The sequence below is a fragment of the Acinetobacter lwoffii genome (assembly GCF_024129735.1).
Classification (GTDB): Bacteria; Pseudomonadota; Gammaproteobacteria; order Pseudomonadales; family Moraxellaceae; genus Acinetobacter; species Acinetobacter lwoffii_H.
Window position 1 is genome coordinate 1 of the sequence record NZ_JAMXXK010000081.1, and the last position, 7,316, is coordinate 7,316.

Genomic DNA, 7,316 nt, shown 5'->3' on the forward strand with positions numbered 1-7,316 from the left:
GCCATTATGTTAAATAGTGGGATGAATTTTATAAAAATCGGTATAGTAATAGTATCTTTAACTTAAAATATAAAAAGTGTATTTTTGAAAAAAACATTGTATATCAATATATTATCATTTCTTTTGACATCATTATCTTTATTTTATCAGAGATATATCCCTGTTAATCGTATAGTGGTCGATAGGGTGGAAGAAGTAGATAGACTTGCAGGAGGTTTTCCCTTTGTATTCTTAATTGATGGAGATTTCACTTCACCTGGTAACAATATAAGCGTGTTATTTATTTTTTGGGATTTAGATGAGTTCCTTCTTCACTACTTTATCTTGGACTACTTATTTTGGCTTAGTTTTCTGTTGATTTGTTATTTATATCTCAAAAAGAGAAAAAATCGAGTCTAATCTATCTTGTAGCGTTCCTAAAATTAACATAATACACGTTATGCGAAATTAGAAAAATGAGTTTATTGCACTGATATTTATCTGTTTTTTAAATTTTAGACCTGGGTTGGTGCCCAGGTTTTTTTATTGCGTATAACAGCCATTATGTTAAATAACATTGATTTTAGTTGATTATTCATCCTTATAGCTTTTGAAAACTTGCAGAACTTTTCTTAATTTGTAATCCTTGCTGCCAAGGGTGCCTAGCTAAGCTAAGGCAGGTATTTGTTGTAGTCGGGCCGCTATAACAGGATGAAGAGTACCTGTATGTTTAATCTAAATATTTTTAATAAGATTTCTACTGAAGTCTTAACCTATAAGAATGCCCTTGAACTGAATTCAGAGAATCAATTAATCATAAAATATAAGACCTCCAGTTCTGATGAATATAGAAAAGCTATTGTCTTGATTCTAAAAGAGCGAGGATATAGTAGGTTGGAAATAGGGCAGTTACTTGAGAGTTAATTCTTAAAATTTCCTAAAATTAACATAATACACCTTATACGAAATGCGTTATAATTCCACTTAGAAATCAATGCTGTAGTTTCTAGTTGATAGCCCATCTTCCCCAAGGTGGGTTTTTTTTATGATTTTTCACGTTCCACGCCTATTCTTTGACCAATGTTTCACGACTTTATTCAGTTTTAATAAACATCATCCGGTTTTTTGAGGAGTCATTATTTCATGTGCTTGCACTGAAATTGGCTCATCAAAAAAGTGGAGTCCTGGTTAACCGTAAGGAAGGAAAAAACGACTCAGGAAGCCCCTCTTTTTAGGCTCAGGCTCAACGTGTTCAGGGACAGGGATACGTTTATTCTCTGAAGTAGTCAATCCGTCCTCTTTAAGCTGTTTTGACGAAATATTGGTAGTTATATCATCTGAGTTAGGTGAGGTCTTACTTTCAATATTCTCTTTATTTGAATCAATATTGGATTTTAGGGGTTTCATTTCAATTAGTGTAAGAAGCGTATCGATACGAGCATTAGCTTTAGTCTCTCTATCTTCTGCTTTTTCTAATTGTTTCTTCAAAAAATCGATCTGATTTTTTAATTCTATAACTGTTTTATCAGTGTATTCAGGTGTATCTAGGTTTTGTATTTGAGGTGTATCAATACGTTTTGACTGTTTTCCACTAAACGGTTCACCATATACTCTTAATAACTCTGAAAAGTCTATAAAGCCATCATGATCACGGCTTAATACCCCATTTTTTATATCTTTATAAAGTGTCGCTCTAGATTTTTTATACAGTGTGGCAGCATCACTAACACTGTATTTTGTACTTGTTTTCATAGTGTATTACTGTGTATTTAAGATACGTATTGCAGAATACAATAAGTGTATTCTTTAATACACTCAAGGTTTGAAGCCTAAGTTACGTAAGTAAGGTAAAAACGGCTTCTGTTGTTTTGGATCTCTCAATTTTTCCTTGATTTTTGAAGCTAATATTTCATAGCTCTCACCCTCAAGTGCTAGATGAGAAAGTTCATGTAAACGTGATAGTTGATTACCAAACATATTTATCTGAGCATCTGTTAACTTATAGAACTCTTTCGGTATGTCTTTACTTTCCTGACCAACACTTCTTGTTTTTTCTTTAAAAGAAAAAGTAATGTGAGTAACTTTACGACCTGTTTTTTTCTGCTCATAAGTCACACGTAAAGGGCTGTATTCATTTATTTGATCTACAGCAGTATCAATTACTCTTTTTTTAAAATCAGCAAATAATGGATACTTTTTACCTAGTTCCAGCATGGTTCTTAGATTATCAACAGAGATTTCACGCTTACCTATTTGTCTGTATTGCACCAGTAACTCATAAATACGGATACCGTACCCACTGTTAATACCTGCAATATCAGATAGAGCATATTTCGTAAACTCTCTACTTAGGTTAGATATAAAAGGCAAAATTGGTTTTGAAAAGCGAATACCAATGACACTTTGACTATCTAAAAACTGAACCTCCTGTACCCATCTCATTTTGATAGATTTATCGTCCACAGAAAGGTTGATAGATCTTTCATAAAGTCTATTAATCCCTTCTTTTAAATCTCTATAGGCTGTTTTTTCGTGTACTCCTAGAAGCTGTAATTCATTAACACTCACTGGGTATAACTCATCATCTGTGATGGGTTGATTCTTTGGAATACGTGAAATGGCTGCTAAGACAATACGTTGCTCTACGGCACTTAATTGATATGAAGCTTCTATAACTTGATTTGATTTTACAACTTGATTCTTATCCAAAATAAAACCATTTAATTTTTAATATATGACAAATATATACTTGTCATAGTTAGTAGTCAATCCGTCATAGTTAAGTAGTCAATCCGTCATAGTTAGTAGTCAATCCGTCATAGTTAGTAGTCAATCCGTCATAGTTAAATGCTGAAACCATTGTTATTAAAGGCATACAGAGGGCTGAAAAGATTTAAAAGATTTAAAAATAATTAAAAAAGGAAATTTGAAAAATTGCCCTTGGTTTTCGCTACGCTCAAACTCTATTGAATCTCGCTTTCGCTCGATTCGTTGGGGCAATTTTTGGTTAATATTTTCGTGACTTTTAGAAAAAGCAAAAGCAACTCGGAATTCGCTGCGCTCATGAACTTTTTTTCTCGCTACGCTCGATTTAAGAATCAAATTTGGAAAGTTCGCACCCATGCGGGATGCTCTGGTATGCAGGTGATTGATGGATAGGGAGCTTGTAATCAGGGAAAGGAAAGGGCAAATTTTCTCAGTTCGCTCGTAGACACTCGCTCTGTTTAGCGACTCATGCCACGAGATTTCATTCTAGGCGCATGTTGCTGTGCTTTGAGTTGTTGTTCTTGTCTGAGTTTCAGCTGTTGTTCTGCTTTGATCTCATTCACACATTTTTTAATGACTTGATAGGTTGAGTATAGAGTCTGGTATTGCTTGGCTTTGGCCGGATGTTGTTGTTGGTACTGCTTCCAGGCATGTTCTTTGAACTTTTCATTTTCCAATAAATCCTTCACACCATGTTTTTTCTGGTGTTCATGCTGACCTTTTAGCTTTTTGTGTTCCTGATAAACCTCGTCACGTTGGGCTTCCCAGGCTTTTTTTCCAAACAGTAAGGGTTTGTTCTGGGTTAATTCATTGTGTTGATCGACCAGACTTTGCAACTTGTCATGACTTTGTTTCAGTCTGTTTTTCACGATCTCCTGGGCGAGCTGCTGACTAAACTCATTTTTATGCTTTTGCATCTTGCCCAAGGTGTTTTCTGCCTTTTTAAAAACATCCTGCATAAATTCTAGGTCTAGATTCGCGTCTTTTGCGCTGATTTCGCGATTTAGCACTTTGCCAAGGGTTTCCCTCTGTTTTTCTTCAAACAGGGCTTTTTCGTCAATTGGTGGCGTTTTAGCACTATTTTTGATTTGGATCTGCTGTTCAGTTTTTAGTGTATTGAGTTTGATCTCATTTTCAGCAATCAGCAGATCCATATTTTTGCCGTATTGCAACTGAGCCTGATTTCTCTGTTTGATTTCGTCATTGCTTCGGCTGATTTCGGTCTCAATCCCTTTTCGGCGCAGTTCGGTGACTTTCGGCCCTTCGTGCAGCGTGGCTTCTAAACCATTCTCTTGGTCTTTGTAGCTGCGGTGGTCGACTCGGGCAGTGTATCCAGCCAGATCCAGGTGCATATTGCAGATATCGGCAAAGTGTTCGCGCCAGTGTTCGATTTCTCCACTGTGTTTCTGATCCAGTTCCCGGGTTTTCTCGGTGAAGCCTTCCGGAGTAAGTTTGCGTGTGCTCATCAGGATATGCGCGTGATGATTGCGTTCATCACTACCAGATCCAGTATGCGGTGCATGAATACAGGCATCGACGGCCACCTGATGTCTGTCCACGATACTGGCGCATAGCTCTTCGAGCATGGCCAGGCGTTGTTCCTGATTTAATTCACTTGGAAAAGCGATTTCAAATTCTCGGGCAACTGTCGAGTTTTTTCGGGTTTCCCGTTGTTCAACTTCGTTCCAGAGTCTTTCCCGGTTTTTTAAATGTTCTGGTGCGTCTTCGGGTAAATAAATTTCTTTATATTCCACACCTGTTTTTCGGCTGTAATCATGTTCTCGGCCCTCACGTTCACAATAGATCTTTTCACCTGCCCGATAGGCAATCGCAGCAGTAGCGGAACGCCCTGCTGATCGTGCTACAGTTTTGACTGAAAAGTGGTAAATCGCCATGCCTATTTTTCGCTTTTAAATTTTCACGTAGTGAAATACAGCCGTGAATACGGTTGTCGGGGTATTGGGGGGACCCCAATCGGACTTGCAAACAAAGTTTGCATAAGTGCGCTCTTCGAGGAAAACATTACTATACATATAGCACCTTGAATGCATATTCAAGTGCGCTTATGTTAGGGATGGTTTCCCAGGATGATGGTATTGAATTAATGAGCGTTACTGAAACACTAGACAGCAAAATCAAGGCACAGGAAGAAAAGCTAAAGCAGTTAAAGGCTCAAAGACAGGCAGCACTGGCAAGAGAACGTGCCAAAGAGAAAGAACAGGCACGAAAGGACGATACCAGACGAAAGATTTTAATCGGATCCTGCATGTTGAAAATTACCGAAGATGATGAACAAGCTAGAGCAAAACTGATTGCTCAGATGGATAAGTATTTAACGGATGAAAGAGATCGTAAGCTATTTGATCTGTCGGCAGTTAATTATTAATTTTTTGAAAAGATACATAGGAATTTGAAATGAGATTGCTAATTGCTTTAATTTTTCCCTGGCTGCTGTTTTTCACCATAGGGCGACCATTTGCAGGCATCATTTGTTTGCTACTTCAGATTACAGTTTTAGGTTGGATCCCGGCTGCCATCTGGGCGGTCTATGCTTTGTCGCAATACAAGACTGATCAGAAAATTAAAAGAACAATTCGCTCATCATAAATAGTGTAATTGTGTGATTTTTAGATCTGATTGATTTTGTGATTTCCATCACACTTATCCATGAGTGAATGATCAGATTGTGAAGATTATTTGAGCAATAAGTGATTTAATAAATCTTATAACAATAATTATAAAACTCCAGAGGTAAAGAAATTAATCCTCTAATTCTTAGTTAAAAAATAATTAAAACAAGAATTAGAGGGTTTCATTTTTTATCGAGTTCACTCTATATTGCCACAAAGCTCCTATCCAATATGGGTATGGGGCTACTTTTTTGACTTCGTATAAGAGATTTTATGTTAAACGAGTGATGAAAAGGCTCATGAATTGTGCCTTTCATATAACATCTATTATTTAATTTTAAATTATGAATGTTGAATATCGAATACCGTACCTAATCGAGCTGATATTTTTTCAATAGTAGACTCCAATACTTCAGAGGTTAGATCTAATTTAATTTCTTCTGGATAAAGATTTAATAATTCCTTAATAGAGGGTCGCTGATTTAAAGGTAGACAATCAATTAAGGCCATCAAAAATTTAGGATCAAAAGATCTTGTTGATTTAGCCTTTAGAACTAAACGAGGCATTCTATATATTTATTCTAATAATGTACTTAATGTAAATTATATCAATTAATTAAATATACTATAAATGACTTTTTGTATCAAAAAATTGAATATTTATTTACCTTTTGGTTCTAATTTCTATTACCTAAAAATCAAAATTGAAGCTAATCACGTAAGATAATTTCGGTTATGAGAAATGAGAGCTACCTTTTCTCGTTTTTTTATTCTAAAACTGCTAAAATTCTTATACGCCATTGACGTACTTGAGCTCATGTTATTCATTGAAACCAGTGTTTTTACCAAGCAAATTAAAGAGCTTGTAAGTGATGAAGAGTATCGTCAGCTCCAGCAAGATCTTTTGGTACAACCTGATAAAGGTGACTTAATCAAGAATGGTGGTGGAATTCGTAAAGTACGCTGTACTCAAGGCAATAAAGGTAAAAGCGGCGGCATCCGGGTGATCTATTATTGGGTCACAGAAGATGATCAGATATTTTTCCTGGTGGCTTATCCAAAGTCTGTGAAAGATAATCTGACAGACAAAGAAACATCGATCCTGCGTCAATTAGTAAAGGAGCAATTTCATGGATAACAACTTATTTGATGACCTGGTTGCTTCAATCAAAGAAGCTGGTGCCATCAAACGTAATGAGATAAAGGCCAGTCGAGTCACAGAGCTTGAATTGCCAGATATTAAAGAAGTACGTGAGAAAACTGGATTAACGCAAGCAGAGTTTGCTGCACGTTTGCATATTAGCGCGAGAACGCTACAGAACTGGGAACAAGGCCGACGCTATCCGACTGGTCCTGCAGCGACTTTAATTCGCATTCTGGATGCCCATCCAACTTTGATCTAAATATTTTAGATAATAAAAAACCCCGGCATCCTGCCGGGGTTTTTCATCGTTGCTGATTGTGCTGTTGTACCCTCTGGTCCATGTGCAATAACTTATAATTTTTGTTTTATGTTATGGAACATCCTGTTCCTGATGACTTGATCATAGGAAAATTCCACTGTTCTAGGTAGTAGCAAAGGGCCGAGATTGATGTGCGCCAAAGCGTACAAAATAGCCTAAATTTTATCCCCAGCAATTGGGGATAGTTTTGGAACCTGGATCCGCATGAAATGGGCACTGATTACCAAATTGATCATTTATTAATCAATTTTCTTGGCAAAATGTTACAGATTCGCCTAAAAACTCACCAACTTATTACAAAAGCCGTTTTTTTGCCTTTTCTTGGTTATGACGAAATTTTTAAGTGATTGATATTTAAATTAATATACGAGTGTATTGCGTATAATCGCCATTATGTTAAATAGTGGGATGAATTTTATAAAAATCGGTATAGTAATAGTATCTTTAACTTAAAATATAAAAAGTGTATTTTTGAAAA

General features: G+C 36.3%; 11 protein-coding genes. 6 read left to right on the forward strand and 5 right to left on the reverse strand.

The window, feature by feature from the left end; translation table 11 throughout:
• Positions 1 to 84: 84 nt before the first annotated feature.
• Positions 85 to 399: a hypothetical protein gene (locus NI469_RS15945; protein WP_227554090.1), complete on the forward strand. Its 315-nt coding sequence runs from the start codon at positions 85 to 87 to the stop codon at positions 397 to 399.
• Positions 400 to 705: 306 nt separating this feature from the next.
• Positions 706 to 903, forward strand: coding sequence for a hypothetical protein (locus tag NI469_RS15210; RefSeq protein ID WP_004897314.1), 198 nt, complete (start codon positions 706 to 708; stop codon positions 901 to 903).
• A gap of 264 nt (positions 904 to 1,167) precedes the next feature.
• Here NI469_RS15210 and NI469_RS15215 read toward each other — a convergent pair whose 3' ends face one another.
• From NI469_RS15215 to mobQ, 4 genes are all read right to left on the reverse strand, one after another.
• The gene (locus NI469_RS15215) at positions 1,168 to 1,731 is read right to left on the reverse strand and encodes a plasmid replication DNA-binding protein (RefSeq protein WP_253175634.1); all 564 of its coding nucleotides are present in this window, start codon (positions 1,729 to 1,731) and stop codon (positions 1,168 to 1,170) included.
• Between the two features lie 63 nt (positions 1,732 to 1,794).
• Positions 1,795 to 2,688 (reverse strand): replication initiation protein RepM, encoded by an 894-nt coding sequence (repM, locus tag NI469_RS15220; RefSeq protein ID WP_253175635.1) that lies wholly within the window; start codon positions 2,686 to 2,688, stop codon positions 1,795 to 1,797.
• 156 nt (positions 2,689 to 2,844) lie between these two features.
• Positions 2,845 to 3,102 (reverse strand): hypothetical protein, encoded by a 258-nt coding sequence (locus NI469_RS15225; RefSeq protein WP_253175636.1) that lies wholly within the window; start codon positions 3,100 to 3,102, stop codon positions 2,845 to 2,847.
• 101 nt (positions 3,103 to 3,203) lie between these two features.
• A complete protein-coding gene (gene mobQ / locus NI469_RS15230) occupies positions 3,204 to 4,640 on the reverse strand; it encodes a MobQ family relaxase (protein WP_248104889.1) in 1,437 nt (478 codons plus the stop codon).
• 209 nt (positions 4,641 to 4,849) lie between these two features.
• Between mobQ and NI469_RS15235 the strand changes: the two genes are divergently transcribed.
• Complete coding sequence (locus NI469_RS15235; protein ID WP_071851970.1) at positions 4,850 to 5,131, forward strand: mobilization protein; 282 nt, start codon at positions 4,850 to 4,852, stop codon at positions 5,129 to 5,131.
• A 29-nt stretch (positions 5,132 to 5,160) separates the two neighbouring features.
• Positions 5,161 to 5,352: a YqaE/Pmp3 family membrane protein gene (locus tag NI469_RS15240; protein ID WP_004728112.1), complete on the forward strand. Its 192-nt coding sequence runs from the start codon at positions 5,161 to 5,163 to the stop codon at positions 5,350 to 5,352.
• Between the two features lie 365 nt (positions 5,353 to 5,717).
• Here the strand turns inward: NI469_RS15240 and NI469_RS15245 are convergent, their stop codons facing one another.
• Positions 5,718 to 5,942 carry a hypothetical protein gene (locus tag NI469_RS15245; protein ID WP_159516824.1) on the reverse strand — a complete coding sequence of 75 codons (225 nt, stop codon included), beginning with the start codon at positions 5,940 to 5,942 and terminating at the stop codon, positions 5,718 to 5,720.
• Positions 5,943 to 6,192: 250 nt separating this feature from the next.
• Here NI469_RS15245 and NI469_RS15250 point away from each other — a divergent pair, with 250 nt between their 5' ends.
• Both NI469_RS15250 and nadS read left to right on the forward strand, forming a co-directional pair.
• Positions 6,193 to 6,513, forward strand: coding sequence for a type II toxin-antitoxin system RelE/ParE family toxin (locus tag NI469_RS15250; protein ID WP_067765721.1), 321 nt, complete (start codon positions 6,193 to 6,195; stop codon positions 6,511 to 6,513).
• Positions 6,506 to 6,778 carry a NadS family protein gene (gene nadS / locus NI469_RS15255; protein WP_004641921.1) on the forward strand — a complete coding sequence of 91 codons (273 nt, stop codon included), beginning with the start codon at positions 6,506 to 6,508 and terminating at the stop codon, positions 6,776 to 6,778. Before NI469_RS15250 ends, nadS begins: the two co-directional genes overlap by 8 nt.
• The last annotated feature ends 538 nt before the right edge of the window (positions 6,779 to 7,316 follow it).

Bases quoted from the DNA above. Each gene is read 5' to 3' on its own strand.
- NI469_RS15210 (WP_004897314.1), top strand. From the start codon at position 706: ATGTTTAATCTAAATATTTTTAATAAGATTTCTACTGAAGTCTTAACC.
- NI469_RS15215 (WP_253175634.1), bottom strand. From the start codon at position 1,731: ATGAAAACAAGTACAAAATACAGTGTTAGTGATGCTGCCACACTGTAT.
- NI469_RS15225 (WP_253175636.1), bottom strand. From the start codon at position 3,102: ATGGGTGCGAACTTTCCAAATTTGATTCTTAAATCGAGCGTAGCGAGA.
- mobQ (WP_248104889.1), bottom strand. From the start codon at position 4,640: ATGGCGATTTACCACTTTTCAGTCAAAACTGTAGCACGATCAGCAGGG.
- NI469_RS15235 (WP_071851970.1), top strand. From the start codon at position 4,850: ATGAGCGTTACTGAAACACTAGACAGCAAAATCAAGGCACAGGAAGAA.
- NI469_RS15240 (WP_004728112.1), top strand. From the start codon at position 5,161: ATGAGATTGCTAATTGCTTTAATTTTTCCCTGGCTGCTGTTTTTCACC.
- NI469_RS15245 (WP_159516824.1), bottom strand. From the start codon at position 5,942: ATGCCTCGTTTAGTTCTAAAGGCTAAATCAACAAGATCTTTTGATCCT.
- NI469_RS15250 (WP_067765721.1), top strand. From the start codon at position 6,193: ATGTTATTCATTGAAACCAGTGTTTTTACCAAGCAAATTAAAGAGCTT.
- nadS (WP_004641921.1), top strand. From the start codon at position 6,506: ATGGATAACAACTTATTTGATGACCTGGTTGCTTCAATCAAAGAAGCT.